Here is a 17,705-nt window from a genome sequence, read left to right on the forward strand (position 1 = left end):
CATAAATATTAGTCAGAATTGTCAGTTCAGCCATTGTTGAATAAACGCACAGACCATTACTCTCGGTTATCGTCATTTTGATTAAAATAATTTTAAGGAACAAAAGTGAACAGTAAAGTAGAGTTATCTAATAAGCATGGACGCATTGCCATTGTGGATGCGGTGCGTACTCCATTTGCCCGTATTGCAACACACTATAAAGATTTGAATGCGATTGATTTAGGCGTAATGGTGGTCAATGAACTGATCAAACGCAATAATTTAAATAAAGATGACATCGACCAATTGGTTTTTGGTATGACCGTGATGATTCCAGAAGCGCCATTTATTGCCCGTGAGATTGCTTTACAGGCGGGACTGGAAAATGTTGATGCATATAGTATTACACGGGCATGTGCGACCAGTTTTCAAACCATCACCAGTGCGGCTGAAACGATCTTGGCGGGTAATGCAGACATTATCATTGCAGGTGGAACAGACTCGACCAGTAGTGTGCGTTTACCCATGTCTGCAAAATTTTCTGCAACATTGCGTGATGTCAATTTTGCCAAAACGCTGAAAGATCGTTTGAAATTGCTGTCAGCTTTACGTCCGAGTGATATTTTGCCACAACAACCGTCGATTACAGAATATTCTACCCATGAAACTATGGGGCAAAGTTGTGAACAAATGGTGAAAAAATGGGGCATCAGCCGTAGTGAGCAAGATGATCTTGCATTTAAATCACACTTTAATGCGGACAATGCGTGGAAACAAGGCTATTTAGATCAGCAAGTGCTGACAGCAACTTTAAGTTCAGGCAAAACTTTAAAAGAAGATAACCTTGTCCGTCAAAATCCGAAGCGTGAAGCTTATGACAAATTAAAACCTGTTTTTGATCTTTCAGGCAAAGGTACGGTGACAGCAGGTAATGCAAGCCCGCTGACAGATGGTGCTTCGGCTGTTTTGCTGATGAGTGAAGAAAAAGCCAAAGCTTTAGGTTTTGAACCGATTGGTTATATTCGTTCTTATGCTTTTGCTGCGAAAACACCTAAAGAAGATTTGTTAATGGGACCTGTGTTGGCAGCGCCAATTGCCTTGGAACGAGCAGGTATTCCACTTGCTGAAATGACACTGATTGATATGCATGAGGCTTTTGCAGGTCAGGTTCTATGTAATATTAAAGGTTTAGCCTCAGACAGTTATGCCAAGACAGTATTAAACCGTTCGCATGCGGTGGGCGAAGTGAATTTTGATCTTCTCAATGTGAATGGTGGTTCAGTTGCTTATGGTCATCCATTTGGGGCAACGGGTGGGCGTGTGATCGGTCAGACCGTACATGAGCTGAAACGCCGTGGCGGTGGTGTGGCTTTAACCACGGCATGTGCTGCGGGTGGTATTGGTGCTGCGATGGTGTTGGAAGTCGATTAATACTTCAAATTGAATTTACGCAGATTGTTAGTAACAGAACGGATGCTAATCCGTTCTGTTGTCGTAATAGAAAAAATTTAAATCAGAAATTTTCACTTTATTATTTTATTCATCTTTCAAATCCTCAGAAATGAGAAGTAAATTTTTATTGATTTGGTAGGACTCTCCATTAAATTTTAACAATTGTTGCTGTGTTTGATTGACTCGTTTGGTTTTACATTTTTCATCGGTATCGACAGACTTTTTAGTTTGTTTGAGTAAAATATCCTCTAATTGATGATTCTGATTATTTTTCAAAATAAAAATACTTTTTATCTCATCACTGGTACTTTCATCACAATCATACATAGGTCGCCAACTTGATTGGATTTGAGTATTTAGGCTTTTTAAAACCCATTGAATTTTATTGTTTTTAGCAGTCGAAGTGCTGTAAATAATGCGGAATAAATTGAATTTATCTAAGTCATAGCTGTGCTCACCGATATTGTAGAGATGAGTTTTTAATCCAATTACATGTTGTTCAGCTAAGTTTGAGTATGGGACACGATCAAATTTAATTGATGAGAATCGACCGTTTGCTTCTGAAACAAATTGAGGATGCTTATAGCGCATCAATAGCCTATGTTTGTGAATATCAATTAAATCAAGATTGATCTGATAATTATCTTGTTTCGCATCTATCATATTGGCTGTTGCAATCAATACTTGTGAATCATTGAGTTGAATGCAATCAGCGCGATTTTCAATTTCCTCATGTTTTATCGTTAGATCGGATAAGAGATGGAGTTTTTGAATAAGCTGTAAGCTTTGTTGCATATCGCAAGAAATATAAATTGGTTTTGCATGAAGTGTAGGGCTTGAGAAAATGATAGAAGCTAAGAAAAGATATAAGACTTGTTTTAAATTCACCATTTTAAAATTCTCAATTTTATCAAAAGTTGCTGTATTGTTTTTAAGTTGAATATTTCTAATTCATTTTGACAAATATCCTCCCTAAAGCCAAGAAATCCGATAACATAAGCATGAAATCCCTTGTTTCAACTTTAAGGATCAACGATGCAACGTGTGGCGATTAACGGATTTGGGCGAATTGGACGAAATGTACTCCGAGCTTGGTTTGAAAATCCAAAACCATTCCATTTTGAAATCGTAGCGATCAATGATGTTGCAGATGTTGAAACCTTAGTTCACTTATTTAAATACGATACAACCCATGGTCGTTTTGATGGTGCTGTAAATATTGAAGAAGAAAATAACAAGATTTATTTATGTATAGATGCACGTCAAACCAAACTGCGTGTTCAAATTTTAAGACAGCCGAAACCTGAATTATTGCCGTGGCAAGATTTAAATGTAGACATCGTGCTTGAATGTACAGGTCTTTTCCGTTCTCGTGAAGCTGCAACTCAACATATTCTAGCTGGCGCTAAACGTGTGATTATCGGTGCTGCACCATTTGACACAGTTGATGCTGCAATCGTCTATGGTGTCAATCACCATGATGTAAAAGCAACGGATCAAATCATTTCCAGTGTGTCATGTACCACACAAGCTTTAGTACCTTTGGTAAAAATTATTGATGATGCTTTTGGGATTGATACGGCTTTAATGACCGAAATTCATGCGGTGACAGCGGATCAATCTGTTTTAGATCATGCACATCGGGATTTGCGTCGTGCTCGAGCTTCAGGACAAAATATTATTCCGACTACATCATCCGCTTTGGGTGCTTTAAAACAAGTGATGCCAAAAATGGATGGGCGGATTGATGGTTTTTCGATTCGTGTTCCCACCATTAATGTTGCTGCGATTGATTTAACTTTTATTTCAAAATCACCCGTTACAGCACATCTGATCAATCAGACACTGATTAAAGCTGCAAAGTATGATTATGCTGAAATCATGTCTGTTACGGATGAACTATTGGTTTCAAGTGACTTTAACCATTCACCTTATTCATTGGTGGTGGATTTAACCCAAACTATGGTGGTCGGTCATCAGGCAAAAGTTTTTGCGTGGTATGACAATGAATGGGGCTATGCCAACCGATTATTAGACTTATGTGAATCATTTATTGCTTAGTATTTAAAAGACAATTGAGCATTGATTGAAGCGATTAGTTTTTACTTTTGAAAATTAGAACGATTTTATTAAATGGATATGGGGGAAGTATGGTTTTTATTTATATCGGGATGGGCATTATCTATTTGGCAATGATGTTATTGATTTGGCAAATGGGGAAATTAACCAAGGAAAATAAAGCGCTTGCTGAAGCAGTAGAAATAAAAACTCAAAAGATCCAATCTCAAGAGCAACATTTAAAACAAACTTTGGAAATCATGCAAGATTTAGCCAAGAAGATGCATGTGCAACAAGAGGTATTGGACAATACCTCAAATCGTTTGACGCAGGTTGAGTTTCAAAATGCTGAATTAATCAAAATATTGCAAAGAAATACTTCATCTTAATTCAATATTTTAAAGTCAAGCCAATTGGTGTTTGAGATACCTTAGACCAAAAAGTATCTCAAAAGACCTGTGGCAACGATACTGATCAAAACTGTCGGTAATAATGATAAATAGCATGCAGCAAGAAATGTAATAGTGATTGCAATTAAATTAGCAGGATTGTCTGAAACAAAATACGGTGCAATCACTGAAATCAGTACACATCCTGGAATCACTTGTAAAATCTGTGTCGTTCTTTTGCTTAATTTTCTGTTTTTAAGCAATAAGTAACCCAAAACTCGTGTGGAATAGGTGGTTAAAGCAACACAAATAATGGCAATGAGTGTAGGAATATGGATCATTTTTCATCTCCAATAAACAATATTGCTGCGATAATGCCAGTCACGGAACCGACTAAGACATACCAACCTTTCGGTAAATAAAGATAAGCCAGTGCAGCAGCAATTAAACTCATCAACCACGGAAGAGCAGGTTTAAAGCCTTTCCACATGCCACGTAATAAAACTAAGAACACGGCAGGAAATGCCATGTCAAAACCAAATTTCGTGACATCGCCTAAAAATGAGCCAATTCCTACGCCCAAAGTGGTAAACACGACCCACATTACATAGAGGGCGAAACATAAACCGATATAGAAGAACACACTAAAACCTGCATAGGGATTTCGTGGGTTATTTTTGTGTGCATCGGTAATGCTTAAAGCCCAGCTTTCATCGCACATAAAGAACAATAACGGTAAGGCTTTACGATTAGGTAAATGGCGAATATATGGTGCTAAACTTGCCCCCATTAAAATATGACGACTATTGACTAAGAAAGTGATCAAAATCAAAAACATCAGTTGAGGTGGTTGAGTCCACACTTCAATAATCGCAAATTCTGAACCGCCTGCGAAATTCAGCCCAGTCAATAAGGGAACTTCTAGCGCAGAAAAGCCTTTCTGTGCTGCTTGAGTGCCTAAAACCAAGGCAAATGGAATAATCCCCAAAAGCATAGGAATTGAAATTTTCACACCACGAAGAAACTCACTATATTCAATAGATTCATTGATCTCATTGGTAGAGCTTTTGAACTTGAACATGGTGGTAACTCAATTACATTACTGGTGATTGGAAAATTATTTTATGCTTTTATGGACGCTATATTTTACTTTATTCACTTGTTTGAATTTTATATTTAAAATTTTATTGCTGAAAATGTGCTATTTTTAATATTAAATAGCTTTATTATTCTGGGTTGCATGATGGATCAAATGGATAAGCGTATTCTGCATGCTTTACAGCAGAATGGAAAATTACAAAATAATGATCTTGCTGAAAAAATTGGCTTGTCACCATCGCCGTGTTTAAGACGCGTTAAACAGCTTGAAGAAGAAGGGGTGATTGATCGCTATGTGGCATTGGTCAATCCACAGAAGGTAAATTTAGGGCTTACAGTCTTTGCTCGAATTTGGTTGAAAAGCCAAGATGAAAAGACGGTAAATCAATTTATTGATGCAATTATGAATATCCCTGAAATTGTGGAATGTCAGTTGATGGCGGGGGATTGTGACTTCTTTTTAAGGATAGTCGTTTCTGATTTAGAAGCTTACCGTAAATTTCAGATTAATCACTTAAATAAAATTGCAGGAATTCAGAATGTAAAAACGGAGATTCCATTGCAAAAAATAAAATTAACGACAGTGTTACCTTTGACTTGATATTAGTATTGTTGCTATTACTGAGTTCAGTGAAATTTTCTAATTTGCCATAAAATTTAATCATTAAAAAGATAATATTAAGGACGTATGAATAATGAAAAATTACCAAAGACTAATGATGATATTGTCTCTGTTGGGAATCGGGTTGTCGGGGTGTGCTACAACCCTTTTAACAGTAGCTGTTCATGAACAAGATCACTATAGTACAAAAAAAGTATTGGTGATGCGAGATCAGTTGATTGCAATTGGGCGTGCGAGTCAGCCTATCTCAGGTTATGAAGATGCATTGGTCATTGCAGGTGAAAAGTATAGCTATTTAGTGACTTCGGATCAGAAGTCGAAAATAACAACTCAAAACTTGAATCAAATTTTACAACAGTTCGATTTGCAAAACTTAAGTTTGTATCAAGCAGGGTGGGACACAAACTTAGCACTGGGTTTGGTGCGGAATGAAAACCCTAAAAATCCCATCCTATTTGAGATGAAAAAAGAGCGTGAAACCCAAGGGAAAAATATGCATGCAAATATTTATCTCGTTTATCGAAAATCTTTGCAACATGTGAAGCCACAAGACCAAGCAAAGCTTAAACAGTTTGATTTTGAATGTGTAAAGAGTAAGGTGGAATTGCAGTGTAAATTGGACATTGCTGTGGATTTACGTTTGGCACAGCAAGTTGCCAATAAAAACCAGTTACAGCATCGCTTCAAACAACCTGTTGATTTGGTTGTTTATCAAACGATTGAAAAATCAAAAGTGGCGCAAACTGCCAAGAATATTGCTTTATATCCGTTAGCAATCACCTTTGATATTGTTACCAGTCCTTTACAATTAATTGGTTTTTTGACTTGGAAAACACCATCTATATAGCCCAAGTTGATATATGAACACTTGATAAGTCGAAATAGATCACAAGGAATCACAATAAAAGTTAATTTAAAATATCTATAAATCAAGTAAAAGACCAAAAAGCATTTAATTGGGTATGAAACGCATTTTTTCTGCAAAAGTCTAATGCACAGTGCCAATGATCGTGCTAAAATTAGAGAAATCGGGTGTGTTCCCGATTTTTTTATGCGGATTAGTTCCGCGCAGACAGGATTTAGGTTTACAACATGCCCATTTCAGAGACATGGTTATTACCTGATGGTGTAGCTGATGTATTACCAGAGCAAGCGCAAGTCATTGAACAATTGCGCCGTAAAGCTTTAGATTTCCTCGCATCTCGAGGTTATCAACTGGTGTATACGCCATTTATCGAATACATCGAATCTCTTTCTTCTCTCTCCGAATCGAATCAAGATTTAGACTTAGCCACTTTTAAAGTCATCGACCAACTTTCAGGTCGTTTACTTGGTGTGCGTGCCGATATGACACCGCAAGTGGCTCGTATCGATGCCCATGTACATCAAGTACAAGGTGTGGCGCGTTACTGCTATGCAGGAACAGTACTTCATACTAAACCACAAGGTTTCAATACCACGCGTGCGCCTTTACAGTTAGGTGCAGAATTATTTGGTTCAGACAGTATAGATGCAGACGTTGAACTGATCGATGTGATGCTGAACTTGATTAAAACAGCAGGTTTAGAAGACGGTATTCATTTGGATTTAGGGCATGTTGGCTTATTCAGAAGTTTAGTTAAACATGCGGGTCTAAATAAATCGACTGAACGTCAGTTGTCTGATCTTTATCAACGTAAAGCTTTACCTGAGCTTGCTGAATTTACTCAAGATTTAAAATTTGGTGCAGATTTTTATGCCTTAGGTCGTTATGCAAGTGATTTTGAAGCTTTGCAAGCGAACTTAAGCACAGAAATTCTTGCGGATGTTGCGTTTAAACAAGCAGTTGATGCACTTCGTACCACACAAACAGAAATCCAAGCACGTTGGCCAAATCTAAAAATTGGTATCGATGTTGTAGAGCTTCGTTCATATCACTACCACACTGGGTTAATGTATGCAGTCTATGCACCAAATCGTGCAGAGCCATTAGCCAAAGGTGGGCGTTATGATGGTATTGGCGAACACTTTGGACGTGCGCGTCCTGCAACAGGTTTCTCTTGTGACTTATATACTTTAAGCGCAGGGCAGCATCAAAAAATCGAGAAAGTGGTTGCGCCGAAAGGAACAGAACCTGCTTTACTTGATGCGATTGCAACAGCACGTACACAAGGCTTAAGTGTAATTCAGTTATTGGGTAATGATGATTTAAACTCTGTACCGTATGCAACGCACAAAATGGTGAATGTTGCGGGTGAGTGGAAGATCGAAACTATTTAAGTATCAGATTGAATATTCATCAAATTCGATTTGGTTTTCTATTTTAACAGCATGATGTAATGAGGCTATTATGGGCAAAAGTGTTGTGGTACTCGGTACCCAATGGGGCGACGAAGGTAAAGGTAAAATCGTTGACCTGCTCACAGATCAAGCAGCAGCGGTAGTACGTTATCAAGGCGGACATAACGCAGGGCATACGCTTGTCGTTGGTGGTAAGAAAACAGTTCTTCACCTCATTCCATCAGGTATTTTACGTGAAAACGTACTGTGCTTAATTGGTAATGGTGTGGTACTTTCACCAGAAGCTTTGATCAAAGAAATGGATATTTTAGAGAAAGAAGGCGTGCCTGTACGTGAACGTCTACGTATCTCTCCAAACTGTCCGTTGATTCTTCCTCACCATATCGCACTTGACCAAGCGCGTGAAATAAAACGTGGTAATGCCAAAATTGGTACAACTGGTCGTGGTATTGGTCCTGCGTATGAAGATAAAGTTGCGCGTCGTGCGATCCGTGTTGCGGATTTAGTACGTGGTGGCGATCATCTTAAAGTGCAACTTGAAGAGCTTCTTGAATACCATAACTTCCAATTGACTCAATTCTTCGGTGTTGAAGCAGTTAAGGTTGAAGATGTACTTGCATTGTGTGATCAATGGCGTGAAGTGATTAAACCACTAGTAATTGATGTAATTACTGAGTTGCATAACTACCGCAAAAATGGTGAAAACATCATGTTTGAAGGGGCTCAAGGCTCACTTCTAGATGTTGACCACGGTACATATCCGTATGTAACTTCATCAAATACAACTGCGGGTGGCGTAAGCTCAGGTTCAGGTCTTGGTCCATTGCACCTTGATTATGTATTGGGTATTACTAAAGCATATACAACTCGTGTAGGTGCTGGTCCGTTCCCAACTGAGCTTGTTTACGATGCTGCTAACGATGTTGGTGATGCGATTGGTAAACACTTAGGTACTGTTGGTTCTGAATTTGGTGCGTCTACTGGTCGTCAACGTCGTTGCGGTTGGTTCGATGCTGAAATTCTACGTCGTTCTGTAGATGTGAACTCACTTTCAGGTATTTGCTTAACTAAACTTGACGTTTTAGACGGTTTAGAAGAAGTTAAAATCTGTGTAGGTTATGAAGCAGCGGATTCTGGTTGTGTGGGTTCATCTGATGCTCTTGCATTTGAAACTTTAAAACCAATCTATGAAACAATGCCTGGTTGGTCTGAATCGACTTTCGGTGCAAAATCGATTGATCAATTGCCACAGAATGCTATTAACTATGTAAAACGTCTTGAACAATTGATTGAATGTCCAATTGACATCATTTCAACTGGTCCAGATCGTGATGAAACAATCGTTATGCGTCATCCTTTTGATGCTTAATTGTTTTTGCAGTTATAAGTGATTTAAAAGCCTCGAAATTTCGGGGCTTTTTTATACATAATTTAAGATTTTTAATAAAGACTAAAGTCGACAAAAAATTGACTAGGTTTTCATATTTAGCTTGTTAAAATATATCTTTAGATACACATTGAGTTTGTAGAATGCAAAAAAATATATCAGCCACGATATTTTATTCCTTAATTTTTGCAATGGGTGGGGCGCCTACAATCGCGCTATCGATTATTCATGCGCAGACCAATGATCCTGAAATTATCAACAGTGCTTTGCTTGGGTTAAGTGTGATGGTGGCATGTATTTTGGTACCTATTATTTTAATCCAAAATGCTTTTTTATTTGCAAAAAGAAAAAGTCCAACTTTAGAAGAAAAAATAGAACCTCTCAAAATTATTTACTTAGGATTAAATATTATTTGTTTAGTCTATTGGTTAATCATTCAGTTTTTTTAAGTGATTTATTTACATAATTAATATGAATTTAAGACTTGTATTGATTTATGCTTAGCATACATTTGCATATAATTTAAAATGCTTAAATTTGTTCTCTATGGAGTTGATTATAATGAACAATAAATTATTACTTAGCCTTTGTACTATCACTGCTATTTCTATTTCAGGATGTACAACGATTGCAGACATGGCTGGGGCTGATTCCGCGACTTTAAATATGAATGCTACACAAGGTTTTAATAAAACCGTGCAAGAAGCGCGTAGCAAAAATACTTTAGACACTTCTTCTGCAACGTATAAGAAAATTAATTCTGCATTTATTCGTTTAAAGCCGTACGCAGATCAAATGAATAAGACAGGTCAAAAATTTGATTGGCAGTTGGCTGTATTAAAATCAGATACTGTGAATGCTTATGTTGCACCAGGTGGTAAAGTTGTTTTCTATACTGGTATTGTAAATAAATTAAACTTATCAGAAGCTGAAGTCGCTGCAGTAATGGGTCATGAAATGACGCATGCACTAGAAGAGCATTCTAAACAAAAAGTAGGCGCTCAAGCTTTAACTAACCTTGCTGTTGGTATTGGTAAGTCATACGCTGGCGCACAACTTGGTGAGCTAGGTAATGCTGCAATTGATTTGGGTAGCCAAGTGGGTGTAGGTCTGCCATATTCACGTAGCTTAGAAAGTCGTGCCGATGAAGGTGGTTTAATCATGATGGCGAAAGCTGGTTATAACCCACAATCTGCGATCACTTTATGGGAAAAAATGGCGAAAAATAGTGGCGCTCAAGGCTCTGCATTGCTTTCAACTCACCCATCAGATGCGAACCGTATCAATGCGATGAAAAAGAATTTACCAGAAGCGATGGCAGTTTATAACGCACGTGGCGGTAAATAATTAAATTATTGATTGAGCTAAATCAAGAAAAGGATGCTTTTGCATCCTTTTTTAATGCTTAAAAATGAGTGATTGGAGTTTTTTTACGTCCATCGAAGCATCGAAATTAAGGTGCTTTTTTTAAATGTATCAAAGCTCAGTAACTACGGTGCGTTTTCTAATTGTTTTAAAGCATGGCAAATACAGTGCGTTTTCTAAAAGACAATTAAAGCTATGCTTTAATTGTCTTTTAGGGAGCGGGATTAGGCTGTAGTTTATGAATAGCTTCAATTTCAATTAGAATTTCATTAGATAAATCAACATCAAAAGCCTGAACATTTTCTTTAAGTTGCGCTAATGTTGTTGCTCCGATGATGGTGCTACTTACAAAAAATTGCTGTTTAATAAAAGCCAGTGCAAGTTGTGTGAGGCTTAAACCATGCTTTTCTGCCACTAAAGCATATTGTTCAGTTGCCCAGTCACTTTGCGGATTGCTATAGCGGCTAAAGCGTGAATACAGGGTAATTCGCCCATCTGCAGGACGTGCTTCGTGACGATATTTTCCAGTTAAGTAACCAAAAGCCAAAGGTGAGTATGCGAGTAGCCCTACGCCTTCATATTTGGCAATCTCAGCCATACCAATCTCATAGGTACGATTGAGTAAGCTATATGGGTTTTGCACGCTGACCACTTTTTCTAGACCCAATTGCTCGGCTAAATGTAGAAATTTCAAGGTTCCCCATGGGGTTTCATTGGATAAGCCAATATGGCGGATACGTCCCTTTTTGACCTCTGATGAAAGTGCTTCTAAAGTTTCAGCAAGTGGGGTGATATCCTGATCAAGATTAGCAAGCTCATTGCCATATCCAAGGGGGCCAAAGAAGTTGGCAGGGCGTTGAGGCCAGTGCAATTGGTATAAGTCGATGTAATCCGTCTGTAAGCGCTTTAAAGAGCTATCAATCGCTGCGGGAATGTCAGAAGCATTAAATTTCGTCTGACCATTGCGGATTTGGCTACCACCTTGGGCAGGTCCTGCTATTTTTGTTGCAAGAATGAGTTGATCACGTTGTCCATTTTGCGAGATCCAATTTCCAATAATCGTTTCAGTTGAACCTTGAGTTTCAGGCTTTGGGGGAACAGGGTACATTTCTGCTGTATCCCAGAAATTCAAATTATTATCGAGTGCATAAGCCAATTGTTCAAATGCTTGTTGTTGATTATTTTGTTCACCAAAAGTCATCGTACCCAGACAGATTTCAGGGACAACAAGTTCGGAACGACCTAAACGATTTAATTTCATTCTATTTCCTTGAAAATATTAGAACTATTTCAAAAATATTTATCATATTCAATAGATCATAACCTAAAATTATGTGAAGAAGTGTATGTAAATAATGTTCATATTAGAAATAAAAGATATAAAAATCTCAAATAGTGATAACAGTGCCAATACGCATTTAGAAGAAAGCGTAGCCAAATAAAAACAGGGCGTAAAAAAAGCAAACTCGAAAGTTTGCTTTTAAAATATTATTTAGGCTTTATGAGAATATTAATATTTATCAGTTCGAAATAAATTTTATTCGGAAACTAAGCACTCATATCAGCATCAATAATTTTATTCGTCATCTTGATCTGCATCGTCTTCAGAGAATTTAGACTCTTCTAAAGAAGCATCAAAAATTAGAATAGCTTTACCATCAGTTTCAATCATACCTTGTTCTTCAAGTGTTTTAAGAACACGACCGACCATTTCACGTGAACAGCCTACGATACGACCGATTTCTTGACGTGTAATACGGATTTGACGACCATTTGGGAGAATCATTGCTTCTGGTTGAGCAGAAAGGTCAATCAAACAACGCGCAATACGACCAGATACATCGATAAATGCAAGGTCAGTTACTTTACGTGTTGTGTTCTTTAAACGGCGAACAAGCTGAGCAAAAACAGCGTAGCTTAAATCTGGATATTGTTTGCTGATTTCGTGGAAATTGTCATAAGAAATTTCAGCAATTTCACAAACGTCACGCGTTCTTACTTCCGCAGTACGTTGAGGATTTTGCTCAAATAATCCCATTTCCCCAAAAAAATCCCCAGGGTTCAAATAAGCAACAACGATTTCACGCTCATCATCTTCACGTAAAATAATTGAAACTGAACCTTTTAAAATTAAATACAGAGATTTTGACTCTGAACCTGCATCAACAATGGTTGAACGTTTTGGAAAACGATTGATGTGGGCTCTTTTGAGCAAAGCTTTGACTGACTCAGGTAATTGACCAGGAGACAAAGCATCTGTACTAAGTTGTGCAAAATTAGAAGACATGCTTAAAAATTCCGAATTGGATAATAACTAGATCTTTTGACCTAAATTGAACTCGTCACGTAGAAGCAGTAGAGATGAAATTCCTTATCAACTCATTTTATGCTAGTGTACAGGTACCCTGTAAATTTATAGCTTTTTTTAGGTAGTTGCAATGCAAACTAGCGTACATTGGTTAGAGAATGTTGCTTTTGAAGCAAAATCGGATAGTGGACATCAAATTGTCATGGATGGTTCGGCAGAATATGGTGGTGAAAACCGTGGCCCACGTCCTATGGAATTGATATTAATGGGACTTGGTGGTTGTGCTTCATTTGATATTGTGACTATATTAAAGAAATCTCGCCAAGATGTGACAGATGTTGTTTGTCAGCTTAAAGCTGAACGTGCGGATACAATACCTGCTGTTTTTACAAAGATTCACTTACATTTTGTTGTAACTGGTCATGATGTAAAAGAGAAGCAGGTCGCTAAAGCTGTTGAATTATCAGCTGAAAAGTATTGTTCTGCGAGCAAAATGTTGTCAGATAGTGGGGTAGAAATTACCCATGATTATGAAATCATTGCTGCTGAATAATGATACAAATCATAAAAAAGCCAATAAATTTATTGGCTTTTTTATTTTATATCGCACTTAAAATGAGAATGACCAAAACGTTCAAAATTTGTAAAAATAAATTATTACAAAATGTGTATTTTTGTAAGTATTTCTCACTTTATAACGAAAATTCAAATTATCCCTATTATTTGAGATAAAAAATTAAGGCGATAAAAATAACTGTGGGTCAACACGAGCATTGTTCAAACTCATTCCCCAATGTAAATGTGCACCTGTAACACGCCCTGTTTTCCCGACTAAGCCTAACACTTCACCTTGGTTCAGTTTTTGACCTTTGGTAACTTTGATCTGACTGAGATGGCAGAACATGCTGATCAAGCCTTGTCCGTGATCAATCAAAACAGTCTGACCATTAAAAAAATAATCTCCTGTACCCACCACGACCCCAGAAGCAGGAGCAACGACTTTTTGACCTACAGGTGCAGGAATGTCTAAACCTGAGTGGGGTGCACGTTCTTCACCATTAAAAAAGCGTTTACGCCCAAAAGAATTACTGAATTTACCTGCTGTAGGGCGGATGAAATGTGGAAAATCTGTCCATTGTGCAGCTGTAAATGAGGTATAAATATCATTTTGCTCTTTGGCTTCACGCGCATAACGATCCAGTTGTTCTTGTTTGGGATTGACATAGTCCTGATTTTTAACCGTTAAGCGCTGTTGTGCATATTTATAATCTTTCACTTCGATTTGAATCGGTTGGCTGTTGGTTTGTAGTTCCAATGTGCCTACAGGCGTAGATAATGGAATACCAAATACCGCATAGCGTTGAGAATTGGGCTGCGTGACCAGGACAGGAAGTCCGTTGTATTTGACCTCAGTCACATTTTGCGCAAGAGGAATGACTGCAATACCGCCTGCACGGCGAGAGTCTTGCGGTAAGCCAAACACTTGCGTTGTGGTGATTAATCCACAAAGCATCAATATTTTTTTGAAAGAAAGCATAGATCTTCAACATTTTCTATTTGAGATATTATGAAGTGTTTGTTGTGATCTGCTCAAGTTCAAGATTGTGAATAAAATAGCCTAAGCCATATTGAGATTGATAAATTTTCTATTTCACAAGCTGATTTCGCATTATCAAAATTTCATAGCATTTCAGCAAAGTAAAATACATTTCCAAATAAAAAATCACATGCCGAATCAATTCAGCATGTGATGGTTGTTTATGATCAATCAATGGTTCAATTAGGATTTATACGGCTTGGCACGACGCAGTTGATGCAATATTGAAACCAATAAATCAATCTCCTCAGTCGTATTATAAAATGCAAGAGAAGGGCGCACTGTGCGTTCTACACCGAAACGGCGCAAGATCGGTTGCGCACAATGATGTCCTGTACGCACTGCAATACCATACTGATTCAGTACTTTACCCACTTCTTCCGTTTCATAACCTGCAAGGGTAAAAGACATCACACTGGCCTTATTCAACGCAGTCCCGATAAGACGTAAGCCTGAAACACTTTGCAATGCGTGTTGTCCATACTCAAGCAGATCATGTTCATAACGTGCAATATTGTGAATACCAATACTTTCCACATATTCCAGTGCTGCACCTAAACCGACTGCATCAGCGATGTTTCCTGTACCTGCTTCAAATTTATTCGGTGCAGGTTGGTAAATCACATTGTCAAAAGTCACATCCTGAATCATGTTACCGCCACCTTCCCAAACTGGCATGCTGTCGAGCAATTCAGTTTTGGCATAGACGGCGCCGATGCCTGTAGGACCGAAAACTTTATGCCCTGAAAAGACAAAGAAGTCTGCATCAAGTGCGGTGACATTGGTCGGCATGTGCGACACAGACTGCGCACCATCAATCAATACACGGACACCTGCGGCATGCGCCAAGGCAATAATTTCCTGCGTCGGTGTTACAGTGCCTAAAGCATTGGAGACTTGGGTAATGGCAACCAATTTGGTTTTCGGATTGAGCAGTTTAATAAACTCATCAATGCGAATCTGCCCCGTATCATCCACAGGAATAACACGTAATTTTGCCCCTGTTTCCTTGGTGAGTTGGAACCACGGCACAATATTGGCATGATGCTCAAGATTGGACACAATGATTTCATCACCTGCACCAATATTTTGCTTACCCCACGATTTTGCAATCAGGTTAATGCCTTCTGTCGTACCTCGGACAAAAACAATATTTTGTGCAGAAGGTGCACCGATAAAACGAGCCACCACATCACGAGCATGTTCATAAGCATCGCTTGCACGTGCCGCAAGTTCATGCGCTGCACGGTGAATGTTGGAATTTTCATGTTCATAAAAATATGAAATTCGATCTATCACCGCTTTAGGTTTATGTGTGGTTGCTGCATTATCCAACCAAATTAATGGTTTACCATTCACACGTTCCTGCAAAATCGGAAAATCACGACGGATCTGCAAAATATCAATCGGTTGATGATTTTGTGCAGTGGTCGGGATTTGCAAATTTTGCTCACGCTGAAACTGTGATTGCTCAACACTTGGCGCAGAAGCAAAATAATAGCCCGATTCAGTAGTCGCAGGTTTGTCATTGCGATCTTTGAGCAAGCCTTTGAGTTGATGATCATCGACAACATGATAGTCATCAAAAGCAAAAGGATTACGCAATACATCACTTGGCACTGTTGCTTGTAGTGCATCAGGCTTTGGAATGTCTAAAAAGTAATAAGCAGATTGCCCCTGCGCCGTATTTTGTTGCGATATTGCAGATGCACTTGGTGTTTCTGTTGTAGCAGAAGGCAAGTGAATCCGATTCGATAACGCAGACGGATCAGGATTGTGCGCACCCCCAATCACAGGCGCTGAAGATAAAATTCGACGCTCAGGATGATCGGCTGTTGGATCAGCGAATCGTTGTGTCGCACTTGGGTTCAGGCTGCTTTGTTGCACCACAGCAGGCACACGACCACTCAATGCCGCAATTGGATCTTTCGGCTGCGGTGGATGGCTAATGCCATTGCCTGTTGCATGTTCAGGTAAATCCAAGTTTAAACCTTGTGCATTCTGCTTTGGCAAAGCAGAGAAAAACTCTGCTGCCAATTGTGTAAGCACAGATTCACTGATCGGTGCATCCGCTTGTACAGATGCCGTATCAGTCGGTAATGAATTACTTGTAAGTGCTTGGATAGTCATGGTATTTATCAACCTCCACATCTTCAAGTACAGCCAAAGCATCTTCAGTCAGTACCGCCAAAGAGCAATATAATGAGATCAGATAAGATGCAATTGCATTGCGGTTAATCCCCATGAAGCGTACAGACAAGCCCGGCGCTTGTTCACCTGCAAGACCCGGTTGGAATAATCCGACCACACCTTGACGTTTTTCACCGACACGTAACAGGATGATTTTAGTTTTACCATCTTCTACAGGAATTTTATTCGATGGAATCAGTGGAACACCACGCCATGTGATGAACTGAGAACCGAATAGGCTAACGGTTGGAGGTGGCACGCCACGACGGGTACATTCACGACCAAATGCTGCAATTGCATCAGGATGAGCAAGGAAGAAGCCTGGTTCTTTCCATACTTTGCGTAGTAAGTCATCAAAATCGTCAGGCGTTGGCGCACCTGTCAAGGTTGAAAGACGCTGACTGTCAGCCACACTTGCCAATAAACCATATTCAGGATTATTGATCAGCTCACTTTCCTGACGCTCTTTAATGGTTTCAATAGTTAAACGTAATTGTTCTTTGATTTGATCATGTGGGCTACTGTACAAATCTGAGACACGGGTATGGATGTCTAAAACCGTTGAAACGCCATTGAGAAAATATTCACGTGGGTTAAGTTCATAGTCCACAAAAGTTTGCGGTAATGTCGCTTCGTCACGTTGAGTACACGCCACCTGAATATCATCAGTATTGCTGACTTGGTTGACACGGTAAATACCCGCTTCTACAGGTGTCCATTGCAATAAATGTGTTAACCAACGGGGCGTAATCGTCGAAAGCTGTGGAACGGTTTTTGTTGCATTGGCAAGCTGACGGGCAGCCTGATCACTTAACGATTGGCGGGCTACTTCTTGGTTTTTAGCCATTTTTATACATCCTAAAATTCTAAAGAAAACATTTCAAAAATGAAGTATTACAGTTGGTTTACGTTTTTTTAGACAAAAGTGATCCTCTCCCAAGTTATTGAAGTTTTAGTCAAAAATAAGAATTGAATTAAAA

The 17,705-nt window shown here is 38.7% G+C and carries 18 protein-coding genes; 10 read left to right on the forward strand and 8 right to left on the reverse strand.

Annotated features, from left to right (window positions below; translation table 11 throughout):
- Positions 1 to 105: 105 nt before the first annotated feature.
- Positions 106 to 1,410 carry an acetyl-CoA C-acyltransferase FadI gene (fadI, locus tag BEN71_RS08300; RefSeq protein WP_068974241.1) on the forward strand — a complete coding sequence of 435 codons (1,305 nt, stop codon included), beginning with the start codon at positions 106 to 108 and terminating at the stop codon, positions 1,408 to 1,410.
- 105 nt (positions 1,411 to 1,515) lie between these two features.
- Here the strand turns inward: fadI and BEN71_RS08305 are convergent, their stop codons facing one another.
- Positions 1,516 to 2,322, reverse strand: a complete 807-nt coding sequence (locus tag BEN71_RS08305) for a hypothetical protein (RefSeq protein WP_068974240.1) — start codon at positions 2,320 to 2,322, stop codon at positions 1,516 to 1,518.
- A gap of 144 nt (positions 2,323 to 2,466) precedes the next feature.
- Here BEN71_RS08305 and BEN71_RS08310 point away from each other — a divergent pair, with 144 nt between their 5' ends.
- Entirely contained in the window at positions 2,467 to 3,492 is a 1,026-nt protein-coding gene (locus tag BEN71_RS08310) for a type I glyceraldehyde-3-phosphate dehydrogenase (protein WP_068974239.1), read from the forward strand.
- 89 nt (positions 3,493 to 3,581) lie between these two features.
- On the forward strand, positions 3,582 to 3,878 hold the full coding sequence (locus tag BEN71_RS08315; RefSeq protein ID WP_068974238.1) for a hypothetical protein: 297 nt from the start codon (positions 3,582 to 3,584) through the stop codon (positions 3,876 to 3,878).
- Positions 3,879 to 3,919: 41 nt separating this feature from the next.
- Here the strand turns inward: BEN71_RS08315 and BEN71_RS08320 are convergent, their stop codons facing one another.
- Positions 3,920 to 4,219 (reverse strand): AzlD family protein, encoded by a 300-nt coding sequence (locus BEN71_RS08320; RefSeq protein ID WP_068974237.1) that lies wholly within the window; start codon positions 4,217 to 4,219, stop codon positions 3,920 to 3,922.
- A complete protein-coding gene (locus tag BEN71_RS08325; protein ID WP_068974236.1) occupies positions 4,216 to 4,959 on the reverse strand; it encodes an AzlC family ABC transporter permease in 744 nt (247 codons plus the stop codon). The genes BEN71_RS08320 and BEN71_RS08325 overlap by 4 nt, the downstream gene beginning before the upstream one ends.
- A 162-nt stretch (positions 4,960 to 5,121) precedes the next feature.
- Here BEN71_RS08325 and BEN71_RS08330 point away from each other — a divergent pair, with 162 nt between their 5' ends.
- The 6 genes from BEN71_RS08330 (at position 5,122) to BEN71_RS08355 (ending at position 10,612) form a co-directional block, all read left to right on the forward strand.
- The gene (locus BEN71_RS08330) at positions 5,122 to 5,577 is read left to right on the forward strand and encodes an Lrp/AsnC family transcriptional regulator (RefSeq protein ID WP_068974235.1); all 456 of its coding nucleotides are present in this window, start codon (positions 5,122 to 5,124) and stop codon (positions 5,575 to 5,577) included.
- Positions 5,578 to 5,695: 118 nt separating this feature from the next.
- Entirely contained in the window at positions 5,696 to 6,445 is a 750-nt protein-coding gene (locus BEN71_RS08335) for a YidX family protein (RefSeq protein WP_152033036.1), read from the forward strand.
- A gap of 245 nt (positions 6,446 to 6,690) precedes the next feature.
- Positions 6,691 to 7,857: an ATP phosphoribosyltransferase regulatory subunit gene (locus BEN71_RS08340; RefSeq protein WP_068974233.1), complete on the forward strand. Its 1,167-nt coding sequence runs from the start codon at positions 6,691 to 6,693 to the stop codon at positions 7,855 to 7,857.
- A gap of 70 nt (positions 7,858 to 7,927) precedes the next feature.
- Positions 7,928 to 9,247, forward strand: a complete 1,320-nt coding sequence (locus BEN71_RS08345) for an adenylosuccinate synthase (protein ID WP_068974232.1) — start codon at positions 7,928 to 7,930, stop codon at positions 9,245 to 9,247.
- 161 nt (positions 9,248 to 9,408) lie between these two features.
- Entirely contained in the window at positions 9,409 to 9,714 is a 306-nt protein-coding gene (locus BEN71_RS08350; RefSeq protein WP_068974231.1) for a hypothetical protein, read from the forward strand.
- A gap of 112 nt (positions 9,715 to 9,826) precedes the next feature.
- Positions 9,827 to 10,612, forward strand: a complete 786-nt coding sequence (locus BEN71_RS08355; RefSeq protein ID WP_068974230.1) for a M48 family metallopeptidase — start codon at positions 9,827 to 9,829, stop codon at positions 10,610 to 10,612.
- Between the two features lie 229 nt (positions 10,613 to 10,841).
- Here BEN71_RS08355 and BEN71_RS08360 read toward each other — a convergent pair whose 3' ends face one another.
- Both BEN71_RS08360 and crp read right to left on the reverse strand, forming a co-directional pair.
- Positions 10,842 to 11,891: an NADP(H)-dependent aldo-keto reductase gene (locus BEN71_RS08360; protein ID WP_068974229.1), complete on the reverse strand. Its 1,050-nt coding sequence runs from the start codon at positions 11,889 to 11,891 to the stop codon at positions 10,842 to 10,844.
- A 315-nt stretch (positions 11,892 to 12,206) separates the two neighbouring features.
- Entirely contained in the window at positions 12,207 to 12,917 is a 711-nt protein-coding gene (gene crp, locus BEN71_RS08365; RefSeq protein WP_068974228.1) for a cAMP-activated global transcriptional regulator CRP, read from the reverse strand.
- 151 nt (positions 12,918 to 13,068) lie between these two features.
- On the opposite strand from crp, the gene BEN71_RS08370 reads away from it, so the two are divergent.
- Entirely contained in the window at positions 13,069 to 13,491 is a 423-nt protein-coding gene (locus BEN71_RS08370; RefSeq protein ID WP_068974227.1) for an OsmC family protein, read from the forward strand.
- 183 nt (positions 13,492 to 13,674) lie between these two features.
- Here BEN71_RS08370 and BEN71_RS08375 read toward each other — a convergent pair whose 3' ends face one another.
- The 3 genes from BEN71_RS08375 to BEN71_RS08385 all read right to left on the reverse strand — a co-directional run bounded on the left by BEN71_RS08375 (position 13,675) and on the right by BEN71_RS08385 (position 17,572).
- Positions 13,675 to 14,475, reverse strand: coding sequence for a M23 family metallopeptidase (locus BEN71_RS08375; RefSeq protein ID WP_068974226.1), 801 nt, complete (start codon positions 14,473 to 14,475; stop codon positions 13,675 to 13,677).
- A 243-nt stretch (positions 14,476 to 14,718) separates the two neighbouring features.
- Positions 14,719 to 16,665: a family 2A encapsulin nanocompartment cargo protein cysteine desulfurase gene (locus BEN71_RS08380; RefSeq protein ID WP_068974225.1), complete on the reverse strand. Its 1,947-nt coding sequence runs from the start codon at positions 16,663 to 16,665 to the stop codon at positions 14,719 to 14,721.
- A complete protein-coding gene (locus tag BEN71_RS08385; RefSeq protein WP_068974224.1) occupies positions 16,640 to 17,572 on the reverse strand; it encodes a family 2A encapsulin nanocompartment shell protein in 933 nt (310 codons plus the stop codon). Before BEN71_RS08385 ends, BEN71_RS08380 begins: the two co-directional genes overlap by 26 nt.
- Between the last annotated feature and the right edge of the window lie 133 nt (positions 17,573 to 17,705).

The organism is Acinetobacter wuhouensis (genome assembly GCF_001696605.3).
Lineage (GTDB): Bacteria > Pseudomonadota > Gammaproteobacteria > Pseudomonadales > Moraxellaceae > Acinetobacter > Acinetobacter wuhouensis.